Origin of the sequence: Bacteroides propionicifaciens DSM 19291 = JCM 14649 (assembly GCF_000375405.1) — a bacterium.
GTDB lineage: Bacteria > Bacteroidota > Bacteroidia > Bacteroidales > Bacteroidaceae > Bacteroides_E > Bacteroides_E propionicifaciens.
Map to the genome: position 1 here is coordinate 1 of NZ_AQWS01000020.1, position 17,789 is coordinate 17,789.

Consider the following 17,789-nt stretch of genomic DNA (forward strand, 5'->3'; position numbering starts at 1 on the left):
CGATGATTCTGTGATGAAATCAGTATATTTAGCCGTTAGAGAGGCCACAAAGAAGTGGTCAATGCCTATCAGGGACTGGGGCATAATTTTAAATCAGCTCCTAATTATTTACAAAGAAAGGGTCAGGCTATAACAATAACCCAACCCAAGCTTAATTTACTTACACACTTCCTGAGACAGTGTCAAATTAATTTTTATCCGATATAGCACATGATAATGTGTTGTATTGGTTTTTTTATTAATTTAATCCCCCACAAAGAAAAAATACGGATCCCTCATTTGATATTCATTCAAGCTGTTGTATGCATTATTTAGCTTAAAGGACTCTTTGTAAATCTGTACTGTGAGATGTGATGAAATTTTCATTGGTTCGGCAGATTGATAGATTCCCATTTTGGGACGAGAAAAGAAACCCGCTTCTATAAACATGGGTACAACACTATAAAGAGCATTCTCAGTAGCTCTATTGCCACCATACACGTCAGATATGGGTTTCTTTATTGTTTGAGTATTCACCATATCTTGTACTGCAAAGAACTTCCCGAAAGTTCTCAATACTTCAAATGAGAACGAAAATGCACTATTTAGTAATGCAATTAAAATTACATCCCTATCCGCTTTCTTTTTGATGATGTTCTTAATCTCTTCTTTATTTGCTAGCAACAGCTCGTTTAATGGGCTTTGAGGTATAATTTTGTTTACAATGCGCAAAGCTTTCTTAAGTCTGTTCTCTCCACTAAAATCAAGTCTCAGTTGCTCTATTATATAATCATTGCTATAACTATCGTTGAGATAACTCTCCAATGCTGCAGCCAAAGTCTCAATAGGGATTCGTTGATTTATATCTATTGATTTATTATTCATGCTTTATTTCTATAAATGGAATTAGTACTTCCAATATGTGTGCTCCTCCATGTGTAACTAATTTATCGTTGGTCGAAAAACTCAAATCACTATTAAAATAAATCGCACCTTCTTGCTCAGTTATCGAATCTTTCAAATCGGGATTATTATCTATAAATTCATCTTTTAACCACCTATCTGAATACTCAAGGTGTCTTTGACTTCTACTTCCCGATTTATTTGTTCCAAGTTTTTCACGACCTTTCAATCCTCTCCATCCTTTTGCTTGAATATTGCCATGATCTGTGGTTAAGAAAATTGTAAACCCAGCTTCTTGAAGCTTCTCTACTTTCTCTACAATACCGCTCTCCTCAATCCATCTTTGTGTGAAGTGCAATAAATCTTTATAATCTGTAGAGTTATGCATTCTTTCATCCAAGTCAGTCAACACAATGGCAAACTTGGTGATATCTCTTAAGTTATCAAAATCTACAGTATTATGGCAATATCTTATCTTGTGACTGCTAACATTTTTACTTTTCCAATACTCTTTCCAGAGTTTATTTTCACTCACCGGACCTTGTCTGTAATCCTTTTCTGGAGCTCCACCTCTAAATATTGCTTGTCGCGAAAGTTGCGTAATAGAAGGAAGCCACGATGATATCACATTTTCTTTTCTATTTGGAGGTAATATTTTGTTCAGTAGTTCGTATTGCCAATAAGCCAAACCATCAATAACTATGAGGGCTATCTTTTCGTGGAGATAATTAAAACTCAAATGGTCTAATATCTTTGAAACAATTTGAGGTTTTTTTACTGCACTCGAGTTTTTGGTTTGTTGAAAAGAGTGTTGTATATAATCTTGAAACATTACATTGACCTTGTTCACAGTAGCAATAAATGGGTCAAACTCGGGGGTATCTATTGTTTCAACTAATCCCTTAGATATAGTTCTGCAAACAACAGCCCAATTTACCGTCTCTTCATTAGTCAGTTTAAGTATCGTTTCATCGAAAAGGTCGAGATCAAATATAGGTTTACTCGGGAAAGATATTTCTTGGCTCTCTGTTTTCTCAATCAATTTTAATGTCTCGGCTCTATTCAACCTCACAAATTGCTTTTGAGCAAATAGTTTGTCCAATAGCTCCAGTTCGAGGTTTACAATAGAAGGAATGTGGTAACCATTGAAATAGTTGTTTAAGCTAAACTCATTTACACGTGCTCTCTTTTCAATATCTTCTAAATAAGCACTATTATCTTTACACAATAATACTAATATTGCACCCTCATCTTTCAACTCAAACTGAATGCGTTGATTAATTTTGCTGCCATTCACAACATCTATTCCTGCAACATGCAATGCGTTTTGCACATCTTCTCTATACAAAAAACCATCATTGTTTTCTGTAAGAAAAACATCACAGTTTTGATGTCTCAAATCATTGGCAATATGTTCTATTAATCCCTTAACCATTTATTCTTATAGTTAATAAGTGCTTTGTTCCAGGAACTATCTTCTGCATAGATTGAAACTCTTTCAACCATTTTTCATGAGATTCTTCTAGTTTACGAAGTTTAGATTTTCTAATATTTTCTATCCCTATTTTATTTATTCTTGATTTCTGAAAAAGATAAGAGTTTACTTTATTCTCTTTTTTCACCTTCATGCTCGCCATTAACTCTGCCTCTAAATTTTGGAACATAATGTATAGTGAATCCTCTAATTGAAACTCAACATTTGTCAGATTATTAGGATACTGTCTGCCATTTATCTTAAAGTTCGATGTCCCACTTATCAATCTATTCCATATATCATTGGCATACACAGCATACTGTTTGCCATTGTCCGCTATAAAAAAACAGTGATACTGCACCTTTCTTTCCAAACTATTCTTTGCACTCACCTCCCACAAACTCCAATAACCGGGAGTCTCCGCTCCATTTTCAGAAATTACTATTGGAGTACCATCTTCACTATTAAATTGTCCGTAGTTATTCAAGATCTCACGAATCCAATCGTGCTGCAATGTGATGTGTTCTAAACCAGGATGGTTTAAAGATACTTCTGAGTCGAAAGTAATACGTTTGGTCTCATTGTTAATTTTCACGTCTGATATGCCTGATAAATCTTTGCTAATAGAACCCCCATTTATTATTGTATATTGCTGTATCAACGACTCTAACCAATATGGTAGTGGACTATGTTTTATATCAGAAGCTTTTTTGTATTCTATTTCCTCCTCTGCAACTAAGGGCATTATCCCTTCAGTACTTTTGTATTTGTTCAGCTTGCTCTTTATTTCGTAAAGCCAACTTTCGCCTGCTCGCTCAAACCGTTCTGGGTCTAAAAGACTTTGCAAGTAAAGGTTGTTCACTTTTTTCATATCTATGGTTGAGTCTAACACATCAGAAGTTTTATCGATACCCAACTGATCGATAATGTTGTTTAGTTTCTCTTCAATCACTTCATACACCCGCAAGTCAACACTATTGTTGGTGAGCATATTGTAAGCATGTACTTCGTGCTTCTGACCAATTCTATCTACCCTACCAATTCGTTGTTCTATCACCATTGGATTCCAGGGCAAGTCGTAGTTTACAACAATATGGCAAAACTGCATATTCAACGATTCGCCAGCTGCATCTGTACCTATCAGTATTTGAGCTTCGTTTTTGAAAAATGTTAAGGCTCTTTTGCGAGTGTCCAAATCTTGACCACCATTTATTTGAGATACTTTATATCCATTCCTCTTAAAGAATTGAAAAAGCATTCTTTGTGTAGTTCTAAATTCAGTGAAGATGAGCACTTTCAAGTTATTGTTGCTGTGCAGTTGTTGCAACTCTTGCATCTTATATAGCAAGGCATCTGCTTTTGCATCTGTTTCAGTATTCATGCAATCTTTGGCTTGGTCTATCAAGTCCGACAAAAGCTCTTCTTCATCCTCTGCCAATCCAATAGGATAACTTTGATGCACATCATCAAAACTAATGTTCCCATTATTTACTTCCTCCACACTGTCCACTTCATCAGCATAAGAAGCTAAGTCTACGTCTTCACCCAACCGCAACCTTTCCAATCTTCCCTCCATAGCCGACAATATTGCAGCAGTGGAGCTACTTACCAACCGTTGAAAAAGCACCATAATCAACCCAGTTGCTTTATTGTTTCCCTTTTTGGCTGTGTTAAATCCTTTGCGAACATATTCTGTTATATCATCATACAGTGCTATTTGCTTCTGATGTTTGTCTTCATCTAAAAACACATCAAAACGATGTGTATGTCTTTTATTAAAAAGTTTATCGCCATTATAATCTACAGCAAATCTTTTTTCTGTACGGATTACATAAGGCTCCAACTCCTCTATATCAGGCAATCCTTCTCCTGCAAATGCATCAGGATCTAACAATTGCAATATTCTTCTGAAATGATCTGCTTTGCCTCGGTGAGGTGTGGCAGTAAGCAACAATACATTGGGAACAGTGTTGCACAACTGTTGTGCCAAAATATAGCGCGACACTGTGGAGGTAGCACCCCCCATTTTATGCGCTTCATCAATTATAACTAAATCAAAATCGGCATCCAACACTGCTTGCATTCTATACTTATTGTATTCATCCACTCGTTCATCCGACCATCCATGGCGCTTTTCTAAAGGTTTCAGCGCATCTGTCGATACAATAATCTGATTGTGTTGTGTCCAAAAATTATACTCCTCATCTGCATTTATGTTAGAGAAAGTGCGGGCCATAGAGGTAATCATTTCAGAGTCGTAGAGATGAAACACCTCGTTGAAGTGATCTTTCAATTCACTTTGCCATTGCATCATTGACGATTTTGGCACAATAGCCAAAGTTCGCTTTATATCGCCTCTTATTTTCAACTCTTTCAGAATCAAACCTGCTTCAATGGTTTTACCCATACCCACTTCATCCGCCAATAGAAAACGATTTTGTGTTGACTGCATCACCTTCTCCAATACCAATATCTGATGGGGCAGCGGAATTAAACTACTCTCATAAGGAGCTAAGATATTTTTACGCGCCACTTCATCCTTTATCTTGGCTGCAATGGAGATAAAGCGCAAGTAAGGAAGAGAGAACTCTGAATTCGATTTCTCTAATTCATCGTAAGGTATTTCATGAAAACTATTATTTTCAACCACACGTATCCACACAACACGTTGTCCGAATAGTTCTTTTTCACCTACAATTTCGCATGCTTTCCCTTTATATTTTAGCATAATATCTTCATTCTTTTAAGAGCTTGTTTTCTTTACTCTCTTTATCTTATACTCTCGAGCTTGCAATATCATAAAACTGCAACAACACCTCATCCTCCATCAACAAATTGTTAGGAATACGATCTCCAACAGTTACAATTGTTTTAAAATCTTTATCTTGATAGCATTGCTTAAACCCTTCACGCAATGCTTCTACTCGCACCTCTTTTATCTTTGTACGTGGATTCTCTATTTCTTTTTTGTAACCCTCAAATAGACGTAACAAACGTCCTTTTCTAAGTTTCTCCAAATCAGCTTCGTTTTCAGGATCGGGTGCATACCATTTACCTGATGCGTCTTTTAGGAAGTTTTCTTCCAAAATAGTAGACAACTCTGGTATCATATCTCCTTTGCGCACTCCTGCCAAAGCTTGCATCCATTGGGGTTGAATGTCTTGATAGGTCAGAGATTTATCTGCCAAAAAACTCTTTAACCACATCACTCCATCTTGTTCTGATGATACAAAAAGAGACATCTGTACAAATTGAGGATTCTCTTTCTTTTTTTTATCATACTCTTGCACTTGCTCATTGGTGAAGAACATGCCATCTCGCTCTATAAATCGTTCACGCAAACCTTGTTGGAACTCACCTGCATCTATAGGAACTGGCAACGTTCTTTGTACATAAAATGCAATGAGTCTATCGAATAGTATTTTGGGACTACGTTCTATAATAGCTGTGGTTGAATTTTCGACCATTAAATGAATAGGTAAGTGGTTTAAATGTTCTTCTATAAAATCCCAGATTGCTACATTTGAGTGAGGGTTTCGCTGGAATTTGTTATCAAATTCTGAAGAAGGTTTATAACATGAGATAATTAAATCTTGCTTAACAGATGTAGAATAACGCATCGATTTTATACCACCATGTATTTTATCTAAAGCAGAAATATTTGCAATTATAAAACCTGAGCTAGTGAGTGATATTTGAATACAATTCCATATTGCAGCACTTGTATTACTAAACTCTACAGTCATCCACTTTCCAGGTTTTAAAATACGGAAAAACTCTTTAAATGCTTTTAGCATCAAGCCTTGGTATTCTAATTTACTTTTATTTTGTGTTTTATTCTCAATTGCCTCTTGGGTATTGTTTGTTTTAACTTTAAGCCATGCTTCAGTAATAAAATTTAATTCTGAATACATTATATTCGCTCCAAAAGGTGGGTCAACAAAAATGTAATCGATTGTTTTTGATTCAATAGATGATATTTGAGTTGTTGATTGACATGAAATTGACTGTGATGATAGTTTTTCATGAGAGTCAAAGAGTTTGTAACTAATTATATCAAAAGGATTTTGCTCTACAACTTCACTTGGAACGTATAAAGTTCCACTTAAAGGACCATTAATTCTTCCATTTGGGTTATGCTTATTAACGATAAACCTATTTAATTTTGTTAGATTTCTTGATATAGAATTAGTTATGTAGAATTTCTCCTCAAGTGATGACTCAGCCCATAAATCAGACAAAACAAGTAAAGTTCTATAGTTATAAAGTTGATAAACCTTAGTTATGTATTTGTTAACTGGATCATTCATTTTATCACCTTTGGGTAAAGAGTCAAGTGGTACAAAATTTTCAACTTCTTGTCTATTAATCTTTTTAATTAAATCAATATCCTCTTGATCAGGTTTTTTAAAATGTCTTTTTCCCTTATATGTATAACAAATTCTATATGGAACTGTCTGTAGCTCTCTAATAACATCCCCTGAAACAGAATCTAATTTTGTGTGAGACTTACGTATTACTTTTCTTCGTTCTATAGCCCCATTACAATTTTGACATCGAGCCTCATTTAAAATCACCCCATCATCAAAATTTACAAACATATCTATAAATTCATGTTCATGATCACAATGTTGACAAAGAATAATTTCATTCCATACTGTGTAAATTATTTCTCCATATTCATTTCCATTATGTTTTGTTCTGAACATCCATGAATGTTTATTCTTTAATAGTTCAAGTTTTTTTTTGAATTTAGATGATTCTTGAAAGACATTATTTAAACTATAAGATATAAAACTGGCAATCGGACTTAAATCTATGCAAATTGCATTTCTTTTACCCCAAGCTGCCTCTTGTTTCTCTTTTTTAATAAGATTAATAAAATCATTATCTGGACTTTCACAAAAGGAAGCAGCAACGCCCGTCATTCCTGTTCCTGCAAATCCATCAAATAGAATATCTCCAGGTTGTGTATAATGCATTATGTAGCGCATAATTGCTGGATGAGGAACTTTTGTATGGTATGAATGTGCCATATAAATAGGATTATTCTTCCCTTCACTAATATCAGCTGCATAAGGTTCTGTAACTTCAAAATCGGGATTTCGCTTCCCTTGCTCTACCAACTCCATTTTCTCTTCCTCCCACTCCTCAATAAAATCATTCAGCCAAGGATTAGGGCAAGCAGTATAGTAAGGTGGGTCAGAGAGCTTTAAAATATCTTCATCTTCTCCAATGGGGAAACCCTCCATCTGTTTCAGCTCAGGTAGTTTTTTGCGGAGTTCTTCTCGAAAATAATTTCTGCGCTCCTCTTCCGTGTTGAAAGTTATACCTAATACAGTGATTTTCTCTTCTTTTATATCTTCGTTTCTAAACATTGTATTCTTATTTCAATATTATTCTAATCTTGTCTCTCTCTTTTCCTCTGGAAATTTGGTTGATATACTCGCGGAAAGCTTCGATAGCTTCGTCGGGAGTTAAGGGTTTGTTGAAAGTAGTTTTCATTCCTTCCATATCCAACTCTAATTTCTCTAATCCCTTGTGCAAATCCATAATAGCATTGCGTATTTGCAAAGCATTTTGTTTGGTGAGTTCTACTTTGCCTGATTTAAAATCTGATAAGAGTGTTTGAGAAGTTTTACTCAACAGATTCATTTTCTGTTGCACCATGGGGTCGTCTAATGTATCTTTCAAGCTATCGGTCCAAAGATGCAACAGGTCATTTATTTCACCCCTTAGTTCTTTGATAGACAAAGTTTTTTTTCCCTCAAATTCTGCAGGATTGAAGTCATGATAAGGAGCAGTTAAAATTAAATCTTTGTTTATCTTTTCATCAGCAGGTTGCAGTTTGTTTATTTTTTCTACCAATTGTGCATACTGACCTGTAGAAAGAAAATCAGCCTGTTGAAGAATATCACATATTTGTTTCTCTTCAGAATCTAAGAGGGCAACTTTTAAAGTATTGTCCGATTCGCTTATTCTGTATTTCAAATACAAACTTAAATACCAATCTGCATATTGCTCTTTAAGTTTGCTGAGCTCTGCTTTGTAGGTATTCATTTTTGCTGTGCTGTTTGTACTAACTACACCAGGCAGTTGATTGATTGCATTGGTAACTTTCGTTTTAAATTCTGTATTGGTAATGTATTGGTTGCATTGTTGCAGATAGCTGATATCCTCATTAAGAGAATTGAGTTGAGCTAATTGCTGCTCAACCTTTGATACTTCATCCTTTATAGGTAGTATTTTGTTTAACTCCTCTTTGCTATATGGGAAGTTTTTAATTCGAGCTTCAGATGTATAATTAGCAATTTTGTCACAAAAACCAGAGAACGCTGAGAAGTCTCTTCTATATTTTAAAGCATCTTCTTGCGATATTATTTCAACACTTCTAAAAGTATACCCATTCCCTACTTTACTTTGTAGGGTAACAGTGCGTTCTGCCCATTTTTTTGCGGCAGATACCAAATGCGTGTAAGTGGATGGATCATTGAGATGATTGCTTAAATCACGACCAAGCAAATAGATAAATAATTGCTTAAGTGCCGCTAAATTCAACCCCTTAGGCTGTTTGATATGTGTAAAAGTAAAGAAGTCTTGATTGACAACATTTCTTAGTTCATTCAGATTAGTTGAATTGATAGATGTACCAGAGTTGAGCGTTATCTCTATTTCACCCAAAGCAGCCAACACAGCCATTACCACAAACTCTAACTCTGCTTCAATTTTATAATCTTTAGAGAGCCATAAGTCTTCACTTCTATCAACAAACTCAATAATTTCGTCGCGATTCAACACCTTGCCTTCCCCTTTCTCTTTAAGCATTTCCATTAGGCTTCTTGCATAAGGAGAGTGACTATAATCGAGAGACCCCGGAACCCACAATCCTAAACCCGAAAGTACACCTTCACCATCTTGGTTGCGTTGCTCAGGATTTGAAACTTTCGATAGGGCTTGTTTAATTAAACGATCGAAGTTGTTTTTTGCAATAGGTGTATTCAATTGAGTAAACTGAGGATAATTGGGTCGTTCGTTTCCGAACCACTCTTCTAATACCATGGATGCCACATTCGAAAATACTTGTTCTATTGACGAACCTGCTCCCAATAACTGATAACCGCTTAATGGAAGTTCTTTTCCTTGGTAATCCACTTTAGTTGTTCTCACATATTGTTGATCGAAAAATGTGCGTGCTTTTTTATTCAACTCGTCAATTTTTTGACGATAATTGGCTTTCTGTGAACTGTCAGATCGTGCTTCCAATGATAGAGCTGCACCATAAAGAGTTACTGCCTCTTTAAACTCATTAGATAAATCATCAAAAATAAAGTAAACTTCATCCTCCTCATGATTCCTTTTTTTGTTATTGGCATCAAAAATGGGCATGAAGTACATATAGAAGTTTTGTAGTGGATGCGTTGTGGATTTCTGGTTTGGATTTCCAAAGAAGATATATCCACTGCGGTAAGTCTTATGAGATTTCCAATCGATGGTATGTTCCCAAATTTTAAATCCTGTGCGATAAGTATCTCCCTCTAATGGTAAATTAACTTCTAGGAACTTAAAGAAATACTCATCTTTTTGATTATCTGTCATTGTTGCAGCATAATCTCTAATTTTCTGATCAAAATTAACCCCTCCTTCAATGCGCAAGTGAAATTCGGCGTTGTCTTTATTTTGATCGAAATATTGGCCCGATGTGGCAGTAATTATTTGCTGAGCTGTTGAATTTACTATATCAATTAAAAAATCTCTGTCGATTGCCAAACTATCTGTAAGGCATAAATCATCTACTAAGTGCTCTGTATTAGTTCCGTTTTGCTTTTGCAAGTCGGCTTGCAACAACTTAATGGCACATCCATTTACTATACGTTGAGCCACATTTTTTTTAGCTGCTCTTCCTCCAGTGAAGTGCGAATTTATTTTATCATCAATAGTTTCTGTTATCTCTTTCACCCTTCTTATGTCAGGATTGGCCATTAAATCTTGACTTCTTTGCATATCTTCCCAATATCTATCATAGGTCAATAAACCAGGATTGTCTGTTGGCACATCCTTCTCTAATATATCAGAGAACTGACTCGATAAGGTTTTTAATATCTCGCGCTGACTCTTTCCAATTCTAATTTTTTCGAAATTTTCGAAGTAGCTGGGATGCACTGGATAAAGCTCTATATAATCTTGTGTGCGAGCGTGCATATCGGTAAAGAAGTGAAGGAAAGGATCTAGGTGTTCTTTTATTAGTTGTTTCTGATGTTCGTTTTTGCTCAAAAGACGATTCTTCACAATAAAAGCAACATCCTCTTTTGTAATCATAATATCCTTGTATCTATCATTTACCTTTTGCAGCATTTCGGCAGCAAACTGAAACTCTGGTGAATGATATATCATCTCTTGCACACCAAACATGAATTTGAATTTGGAGTTATCACAAGCTTGTCCTAATGCTTGTAAAACAGCTAAATCTTGATTAAGCAAATTAGCGTCGCTACGCCCTTTAAGATAAGCCAACATCTCATCGATAACAATAAGGAATCCTTTATCTGGAAACTTCTCTTCAAACTCAGCCATCATCAGCATTATCTTATCGTAATAAGGAAGTGCACCATAGTTTTCAAAAGAAAAGTTGACACTTAATTCACTCAAGTATTTTTCGACACGGAAAGTAATAATCTCCCAAAGACTTTCAGTATTCCCAAGCTCAAATCGCAATACTTTAAACTGTCCTGCAATTTTTCTCAGCTCCTCTTTTGGTTTAGAATCGTTTACCAATTCAACAAGCTCTTCATCTTCTGCAATAAGAGAAACCAACGACATTAAGTGAGACTTACCTGTACCATAATTACCGACAATTTGTAGCCCGAAAGACTCATTGCTATTATTAAAGTCGATATTCCGAACCATCAATGGTATTAAGGTTTCTTTAAAGGCTTTAGAGAAAACGAATGTCTTTATCAGTTGTTTCTGATAATCTATTTCTTTATTTGCTCTGCTAAATTTTATTACCTCGGTAATAGGTTCAAAATTGAGTAATTCTTTGTATTTCATAGTGCTATATGGCTTAAGTTATTTATATTAATTTTTATTCCTCTCTCTTTCGACATAAAGAACAATACATCACTCTCTATCTCGCCCTCCCATTCGATAAGAAGCAGGTTGTTTGTAGAATGACTGTCTATAATTGTTTTAAAGTTTTGTTTTAAATCAGGCTCAAACAAAATACCAAGATTGGCAATTGCTAATGTCTTACCAAAGTTTGGATGGTCAAAAACTGCTTTGTCAAATATCCTATTTATCTCATCATAAGCTTTCATGGGCAACTGTTTTTCATTGTTGAAATTGAACAATGATTGCGATAGAAGCTTGCCCACGTCAATGGGTGTGATATCCAGAAGGCGCTCTTTATAGAAAACAATTTTATTGCGCGAGAATGACCCGATATAGGATAATACAGTCTTTAAAAGAGGTGAATTCATATTGTTTTCATCAGAATTTAGAAATTACATCAAAGTTAACATTTTATTCAATTGGAGATTGAAAAAAAAGGAGTAAATTATACCGCCCAATCATATGATACAGAAGTTCTTGCTTGCACAACTCCTGTTTGAGATTGGTTTTTGGTCTTGCCATTGATTTCTTCCAGCTCCTTTTCTTCAGGCAATGTTAACCTTAACCCATCAACAGCTAATAACCTAAATCCAGTCTATAATTTTTTACTCTAAAGAAAATGAGAGTAATAAATCGAGAAGCGTGTTTGTTTTTAGTCTCTTAAATTGATAATAAAGATTTTCACAAAGAAAAGAAAGAGACAACAGGCATTATTTGTGCCATGATGAGTGAAGTTTCCTCCTTTGATTTATCTGCAGATATTGGTTTAAGTGCATTTGATGCATTTTTCATAGCTGGAAAATAAGCTTATGGGTTAGAGGAAAAGTTTAATCCCTCACAGTTATACTTTTGGATTAACTGAACATTGTAGGAATTCGCAACTTTACAGGACAAGGTTGATACCTCTGACAATAAGGTTTCAACCTCCAGTAAACATCATAGAAATCAAAGTTCTATCAATCATGATATAGTGAGTTTTGATACAAAGATTGCAAATTGAGAATATAAAGTTGATACCTTTCGTAAATAAGGTTGACACCTCTGGAACAAAACATGCATCTAATCCTTATAACCCAGATATTGCTAATGCTCTTTTTAGGAGTGGATATATTGAATCATGGGGAAGAGGAATCAGTAAAATGACCAACTTGTGCTTGGAGGCTGGATTGCCTAAACCTGAATTTGAATATGATTCCACAGGATTGTGGGTGACACTTAGGAAGGATATATTTAATGAGGAGCATTTGCTGGAAAAAGGGCTTAATGAAAGACAGGTGAAAGCTACGATATTTGTAAACGAAAATGGCCGGATAACGAATATGCAGTATCGTGAAATAAATGATTGTTCTCGAACAACTGCAGCACGTGACTTAAAAGAATTGGTTGATAGAGATATTTTAAAAGCTTCTGGTCAAAGAGGTGCGGGATCATTTTATGAATTGATTACTTCTATAAAATAATTGTATAATTGGTATGTAACTGCACAATTGCATTGAACCATAATTGAACCAATTGAACCATAACCAGATAATAAATGAACACAAAAGGCGAAGGTTGAGCAAAAATAACGTAAGGATTGATGAGTAGTGAATACTTAACAGGTGTAAAATAGATTACCATAATCGATCCATACATTAGATTGCTTTACCAAATTCGCAACTTAGTGTATAGGAGAGCAAAGAATGATTGTAGGAATTGCAAGATAATCAGTCACTCATTGTAATTGAATTATATTTACAATCTGATGAAATGCTTCACGACAGATATATTCTTATTGATGACCGATGGAAAATAATTCCTAGTCATGGCTTAGGTATCTGGAACAAAGCTAATTGCAACTTCGATATTGCTGAAACTAATCAATTGTATAGGAGTTGTATGAGGTCTTCGATGACGGTGGTGAAGATGCTAGGGTAATTGTAAATTGTTTTTTTTACCTATTTACGATCAATAGATTTTACTTCGACATTCATTACTTTTACTTTATCGTATGATTCTGGGTCAGAAAACACAAATCGACCTTCCACTAACGGACTATATTTCACCTCTACCTCGTCAGATGTAAAGACATCTGGTGAAGTAGAGAGTTTGTTTGCAGCAGCTTTAAAATCAAACTCCTCAACAGGGAATCTCTCAGAGCTAAACTTCAATACAGCGGCATCGTTATCAATATGCTCTACTTTAGCTGCAGTTGTCTGCCATACTTCATCGTAATAAAAGAGTAAGAACAAGATGTCTTCAGCTTGAAGCGTATCCATTCTCTGCTCCAACAGGGCTTGTTCTTTCTGGCGAATGCTATTACTAGCTGTTCCATAAACAATTGTAAAACTAAAAAAAGCAACCAATAAGATTAAAAGCATCCAAAGCTTCCAAGATCCTTTGATTTCCGACTTACTTTGATCAGCCACTGTTCGCATGGATGGAGTCCAATCATTCTTGCGAATCTCCTCCCCCGAATTTTTCTCATTTTGTTTTAAGTTTATCCATTATACGATTCACGTCTTTGACTTTGTTCTGAACTAAGCCCAAACCCGAGACACCCTTATTGAGCTCCGTAGAAACAGCTAGGAGAGCTTTTTGGGTGAGCTCTACTGATTCTTCAAGAGTCAAGCCTTCAACAGCCAGGCAAGGCCCTATTTCGGGTTCAGCGGGCCTAAACAGATACGCTCCACCAAGGAGTAGTAAAACAGAAGCAGCTACAGCAACCCAAGACCGATATTTAGACAGCATAGACCTACTCTTAACTTGTATAGAAGATTCTTCTGATAGTTTTGAATCCATCCAGTTCTCAAGTTTCTCATTCAAAGAATCCGGAAGACTAGGCTCGTTTTCCATCTTAGACAAAGCTGCAAATAAGGTTTGCTCCTCTTTATATTGCTCAGGTACAACAGATGACTTGATAAAGTAATCCTTTAGCCATCGCTCATCCTCGAGGGTTGAGGTTCCACCATAATAGGCTCCCAATCGCTTATCCAATTCAGTTCTGTCCATAACGTGTAAAATCTTCTTTTAGTTGTTTACGCAATCTTGATAGAATAACTTTGACATTAGTCTGGGTTAATCCCATCTGTTCAGAAATTTGCTTAATACTTAAACCTTTACTGTGCCGACATTCGAATATTTGCTTTTGCACAACGGTCAAATTATTCACCCACTTCGATAAGTACTATAGCCTTTGCCTATCTTCAAACCTCGAACTGTTGAATCAAATTTCTTGAGTAATTCGGGGCTACACTCTTCAAGATTTAATATCACGATACTCTCGATAAATTGCTTGACAAGCTTATCAAAACTTTGCGCATAGATTAAAGGGGTACATAAGAGGAGTAAAAACACTAAGTTTAACTTTTTCATATTTTCTTATTTTAGTTTTTGTATCACAATATAAATTCTAAAGGCCTTCTATTTAAGTAGACGTCTAAACGATGAAAAGGTTACACTTATGCTGATAATAATTTTTCGGAATAACAAATAAGCCCCGATTTCAAAGCGAAATCGGAGCTTGTCTTATACCACCAAGTGGCGAATACTATTTTTATTGGATAGCGAAGATTAAAAGTTAATCATCTTCAATATCTTATCGGATGCTCCAGCATATTGAGAAACATATCCACCAGCCAACTGACTGGTCTCTTTATAGAAATCTCTATCCGCATCGAAACGATTTAGAAGCTGCTCTAGCTCTTCGTAGTTGTCAATGGAGTAAGCTCCTTTGTTATTTATAAGATCACGCGCCTCCATGAATTTTTGATACTTAGGACCAAAGATAACTGGGATTCCATATACAGCAGCCTCGAGTACATTGTGAATACCTACACCAAAACCTCCACCAATATAGGCAACATTGCCATAGCGATAGATTGAAGAGAGTAGCCCAAAGCAATCGATAATCAAGCATCTAGCCTCTAGGATATTCTTTTCGGTAGCCTTAGTATAACGAACGTAGGGCATCTCCAATTTACTAATAATCTCAACCAAGTGATTTTCATCAATCACATGAGGAGCGATAATAAGTTTCATATCGGGACGAGCATTAAAGTATTTGATAAACAAATCTTCATCAGGCGCCCATGAACTTCCTGCTACGAAAGTTGGAGTATCTCCTTTAAACAACTCAACAAGAGGTAAAGGTTTGGCTTGTTCTTTAATCTGAATAACACGATCAAAGCGAGTATCACCAACAACAGTGACACGAGTAATATCAATCTTAGCTAAGAACCGCTTTGAAGCTTCATTCTGAACAAACAGATGGTCAAAATTCTTCAATACCTTACGATACGTTCCACCATACCACTTAAAGAAAATCTGATTTCTTCTAAAGATAGACGAAACACTATATACAGGTATTCTACGGCGATGAAGTTCATCTAAGTAGTTTTTCCAAAATTCATACTTAATAAAGAATGCCATCTTAGGAGAAGCTAAATCTAAAAACTTAGCTACATTCCGAGGCTTGTCAAAGGGTAGATAACAAACAACATCAGCTCCTTTGTAGTTTTTACGGACTTCGTAGCCCGAAGGCGAAAAGAAGGTCAGTAAAATACGATACTCAGGATAAAGGGCTCTAATCTTCTCGATTAAAGGACGCCCCTGCTCAAACTCCCCCAAAGAGGCAGCATGAAACCAGACATAATCCTTATCCTTCTCGATCTGATGACGCAGAAGTTGATAAACCACATGATGACCTCTGACCATCTTCCTTGGCTTCTTACTAAACAAAGCAGCAAGATGAACCAGAAAGCCATATATGTATATTGCAATATTATAAATCATAGATTGTTTTAGCCTAGTACTTCAATGGCTTTATATAAGCGTTGTAGCGTCTCTTCTTTGCCCAAGAACTCAGTAATGTCGAACATATGAGGTCCTTTGCTTGCACCAACAACAGCCAAACGGAAAGCATTCATAACTACACCCACCTTTAGATCATGCTGAGTAATCCAGTCCATAACAACGGCTTCTTGATTAGCAGCAGAAAAGTCGGATAAACCTTCTAATAACGTAGCAAGCTCAGTCATCTCTTTGGCAGAATCTTCTTTCCAACGTTTCTTGGCTGTTTTCTCATCAAACGACTCGGGAGCAACAAAGAAAAAGCTTGCAGCTTCCCATAACTCATCAACAAAAGAGATACGCTCTTTCATCAGTTCAACCACGCGCTCTACTTTATCAAGTGGTGCATTAACACCCTGAGAAATAAGTTTAGGCTCAAATAGTTTTGCCAAATCAGCGTTTGATTTCTTTTGAATATATTGATGGTTAAACCAAATTCCTTTTTTGAAGTCGAACTTAGCACCCGACTTACTACACTTACTCAAATCAAACAACTGAATTAGTTCATCCATTGACAACAATTCTTGATCGTTACCAGGGTTCCATCCCAATAGAGCTAAGAAGTTGATTACCGCTTCGGGTAAATAGCCCGACTCTCTAAATCCCGATGAAACATCACCAGTTTTAGGATCTTTCCACTCAAGTGGAAACACAGGAAAACCCAAACGATCACCATCACGTTTGCTTAATTTTCCATTGCCTTCTGGTTTGAGCAGAAGTGGCAGGTGAGCAAAAGAAGGCATGGTGTCTTCCCAGTCAAAAGCTCTATATAGCAACACATGTAGAGGTGCAGATGGCAGCCACTCTTCACCACGAATCACATGTGTAATCTCCATCAAATGGTCATCCACAATATTGGCTAAGTGATAAGTTGGCAGTTGGTCAGCTGATTTATATAGTACCTTGTCGTCAAGAATAGAGGAGTTAATAATCACCTCACCACGAATCAAATCGTTAACACAAACATCTTCATGTGGCTCTATTTTGAAACGTACGACGTATTGTTCTCCCTTAGCGATAAGTTCTTCCACCTCCTGTTTAGAAAGTGTTAGTGAATTACGCATCTGCTCACGAGTAGAAGCATCGTATTGAAAATTAGCAATATCTGCTCTTTTTTTATCCAGCTCTTCGGGTGTATCAAAAGCGATATAAGCCTTCCCTCTCTCTAGCAGTACATCAACATATTTCTTATAAATATCTCGACGCTCGGACTGACGGTAAGGGCCATATTTTCCACCGAAGCTCACACCTTCATCAAACTCAATGTTTAACCATTTGAACGACTCAAGAATGTATTCTTCAGCACCTGGTACAAATCGGTTAGAATCTGTATCCTCGATACGGAAAACTAGGTCACCGCCATGTTGGCGAGCAAATAGATAATTGTATAAGGCAGTACGAACGCCTCCAATATGCAAAGCACCAGTTGGACTGGGTGCAAAACGAACTCTTACTTTTCTGTCTGACATAATCATTATGTAATATAAAAACGGAG

General features: G+C 36.1%; 14 protein-coding genes. 2 read left to right on the top strand and 12 right to left on the bottom strand.

What is annotated here, in order from left to right; translation table 11 throughout:
• Positions 1-243: 243 nt before the first annotated feature.
• Genes B091_RS0107365 through B091_RS0107390 form a run of 6 tightly spaced genes read right to left on the bottom strand, consistent with a single transcriptional unit; the run spans position 244 to position 11,832 of the window.
• Positions 244-864, bottom strand: coding sequence for a hypothetical protein (locus B091_RS0107365; RefSeq protein ID WP_018109368.1), 621 nt, complete (start codon positions 862-864; stop codon positions 244-246).
• On the bottom strand, positions 857-2,317 hold the full coding sequence (locus tag B091_RS0107370; RefSeq protein WP_018109369.1) for a PglZ domain-containing protein: 1,461 nt from the start codon (positions 2,315-2,317) through the stop codon (positions 857-859). The genes B091_RS0107365 and B091_RS0107370 overlap by 8 nt, the downstream gene beginning before the upstream one ends.
• A complete protein-coding gene (locus tag B091_RS0107375; RefSeq protein ID WP_018109370.1) occupies positions 2,310-5,084 on the bottom strand; it encodes a DEAD/DEAH box helicase in 2,775 nt (924 codons plus the stop codon). The genes B091_RS0107370 and B091_RS0107375 overlap by 8 nt, the downstream gene beginning before the upstream one ends.
• A 46-nt stretch (positions 5,085-5,130) precedes the next feature.
• Positions 5,131-7,734, bottom strand: a complete 2,604-nt coding sequence (locus B091_RS0107380) for a DNA methyltransferase (protein WP_018109371.1) — start codon at positions 7,732-7,734, stop codon at positions 5,131-5,133.
• Positions 7,735-7,741: 7 nt separating this feature from the next.
• Complete coding sequence (locus B091_RS0107385) at positions 7,742-11,404, bottom strand: DUF6079 family protein (RefSeq protein WP_018109372.1); 3,663 nt, start codon at positions 11,402-11,404, stop codon at positions 7,742-7,744.
• On the bottom strand, positions 11,401-11,832 hold the full coding sequence (locus B091_RS0107390) for a hypothetical protein (protein ID WP_018109373.1): 432 nt from the start codon (positions 11,830-11,832) through the stop codon (positions 11,401-11,403). The genes B091_RS0107385 and B091_RS0107390 overlap by 4 nt, the downstream gene beginning before the upstream one ends.
• Before the next feature lie 609 nt (positions 11,833-12,441).
• On the opposite strand from B091_RS0107390, the gene B091_RS0107395 reads away from it, so the two are divergent.
• Both B091_RS0107395 and B091_RS12485 read left to right on the top strand, forming a co-directional pair.
• Positions 12,442-12,924, top strand: coding sequence for an ATP-binding protein (locus B091_RS0107395; RefSeq protein WP_155888287.1), 483 nt, complete (start codon positions 12,442-12,444; stop codon positions 12,922-12,924).
• Between the two features lie 235 nt (positions 12,925-13,159).
• On the top strand, positions 13,160-13,381 hold the full coding sequence (locus tag B091_RS12485; RefSeq protein ID WP_081605817.1) for an MIT C-terminal domain-containing protein: 222 nt from the start codon (positions 13,160-13,162) through the stop codon (positions 13,379-13,381).
• A gap of 20 nt (positions 13,382-13,401) precedes the next feature.
• Here B091_RS12485 and B091_RS0107405 read toward each other — a convergent pair whose 3' ends face one another.
• From B091_RS0107405 to gltX, 6 genes are all read right to left on the bottom strand, one after another.
• On the bottom strand, positions 13,402-13,881 hold the full coding sequence (locus B091_RS0107405) for a hypothetical protein (RefSeq protein ID WP_018109377.1): 480 nt from the start codon (positions 13,879-13,881) through the stop codon (positions 13,402-13,404).
• A gap of 46 nt (positions 13,882-13,927) precedes the next feature.
• Complete coding sequence (locus tag B091_RS0107410; RefSeq protein ID WP_018109378.1) at positions 13,928-14,455, bottom strand: hypothetical protein; 528 nt, start codon at positions 14,453-14,455, stop codon at positions 13,928-13,930.
• A complete protein-coding gene (locus tag B091_RS12990; protein ID WP_081605818.1) occupies positions 14,442-14,615 on the bottom strand; it encodes an RNA polymerase sigma factor in 174 nt (57 codons plus the stop codon). The genes B091_RS0107410 and B091_RS12990 overlap by 14 nt, the downstream gene beginning before the upstream one ends.
• Positions 14,612-14,818 (bottom strand): hypothetical protein, encoded by a 207-nt coding sequence (locus B091_RS0107415; RefSeq protein WP_018109379.1) that lies wholly within the window; start codon positions 14,816-14,818, stop codon positions 14,612-14,614. Before B091_RS0107415 ends, B091_RS12990 begins: the two co-directional genes overlap by 4 nt.
• 198 nt (positions 14,819-15,016) lie before the next feature.
• A complete protein-coding gene (locus B091_RS0107420; RefSeq protein WP_018109380.1) occupies positions 15,017-16,237 on the bottom strand; it encodes a 3-deoxy-D-manno-octulosonic acid transferase in 1,221 nt (406 codons plus the stop codon).
• An 8-nt stretch (positions 16,238-16,245) separates the two neighbouring features.
• A complete protein-coding gene (gltX, locus tag B091_RS0107425; protein ID WP_018109381.1) occupies positions 16,246-17,763 on the bottom strand; it encodes a glutamate--tRNA ligase in 1,518 nt (505 codons plus the stop codon).
• Between the last annotated feature and the right edge of the window lie 26 nt (positions 17,764-17,789).

Bases quoted from the DNA above. Each gene is read 5' to 3' on its own strand.
- B091_RS0107365 (WP_018109368.1), bottom strand. From the start codon at position 864: ATGAATAATAAATCAATAGATATAAATCAACGAATCCCTATTGAGACT.
- B091_RS0107370 (WP_018109369.1), bottom strand. From the start codon at position 2,317: ATGGTTAAGGGATTAATAGAACATATTGCCAATGATTTGAGACATCAA.
- B091_RS0107375 (WP_018109370.1), bottom strand. From the start codon at position 5,084: ATGCTAAAATATAAAGGGAAAGCATGCGAAATTGTAGGTGAAAAAGAA.
- B091_RS0107380 (WP_018109371.1), bottom strand. From the start codon at position 7,734: ATGTTTAGAAACGAAGATATAAAAGAAGAGAAAATCACTGTATTAGGT.
- B091_RS0107385 (WP_018109372.1), bottom strand. From the start codon at position 11,404: ATGAAATACAAAGAATTACTCAATTTTGAACCTATTACCGAGGTAATA.
- B091_RS0107390 (WP_018109373.1), bottom strand. From the start codon at position 11,832: ATGAATTCACCTCTTTTAAAGACTGTATTATCCTATATCGGGTCATTC.
- B091_RS0107405 (WP_018109377.1), bottom strand. From the start codon at position 13,881: ATGCGAACAGTGGCTGATCAAAGTAAGTCGGAAATCAAAGGATCTTGG.
- B091_RS0107410 (WP_018109378.1), bottom strand. From the start codon at position 14,455: ATGGACAGAACTGAATTGGATAAGCGATTGGGAGCCTATTATGGTGGA.
- B091_RS0107415 (WP_018109379.1), bottom strand. From the start codon at position 14,818: ATGAAAAAGTTAAACTTAGTGTTTTTACTCCTCTTATGTACCCCTTTA.
- B091_RS0107420 (WP_018109380.1), bottom strand. From the start codon at position 16,237: ATGATTTATAATATTGCAATATACATATATGGCTTTCTGGTTCATCTT.
- gltX (WP_018109381.1), bottom strand. From the start codon at position 17,763: ATGTCAGACAGAAAAGTAAGAGTTCGTTTTGCACCCAGTCCAACTGGT.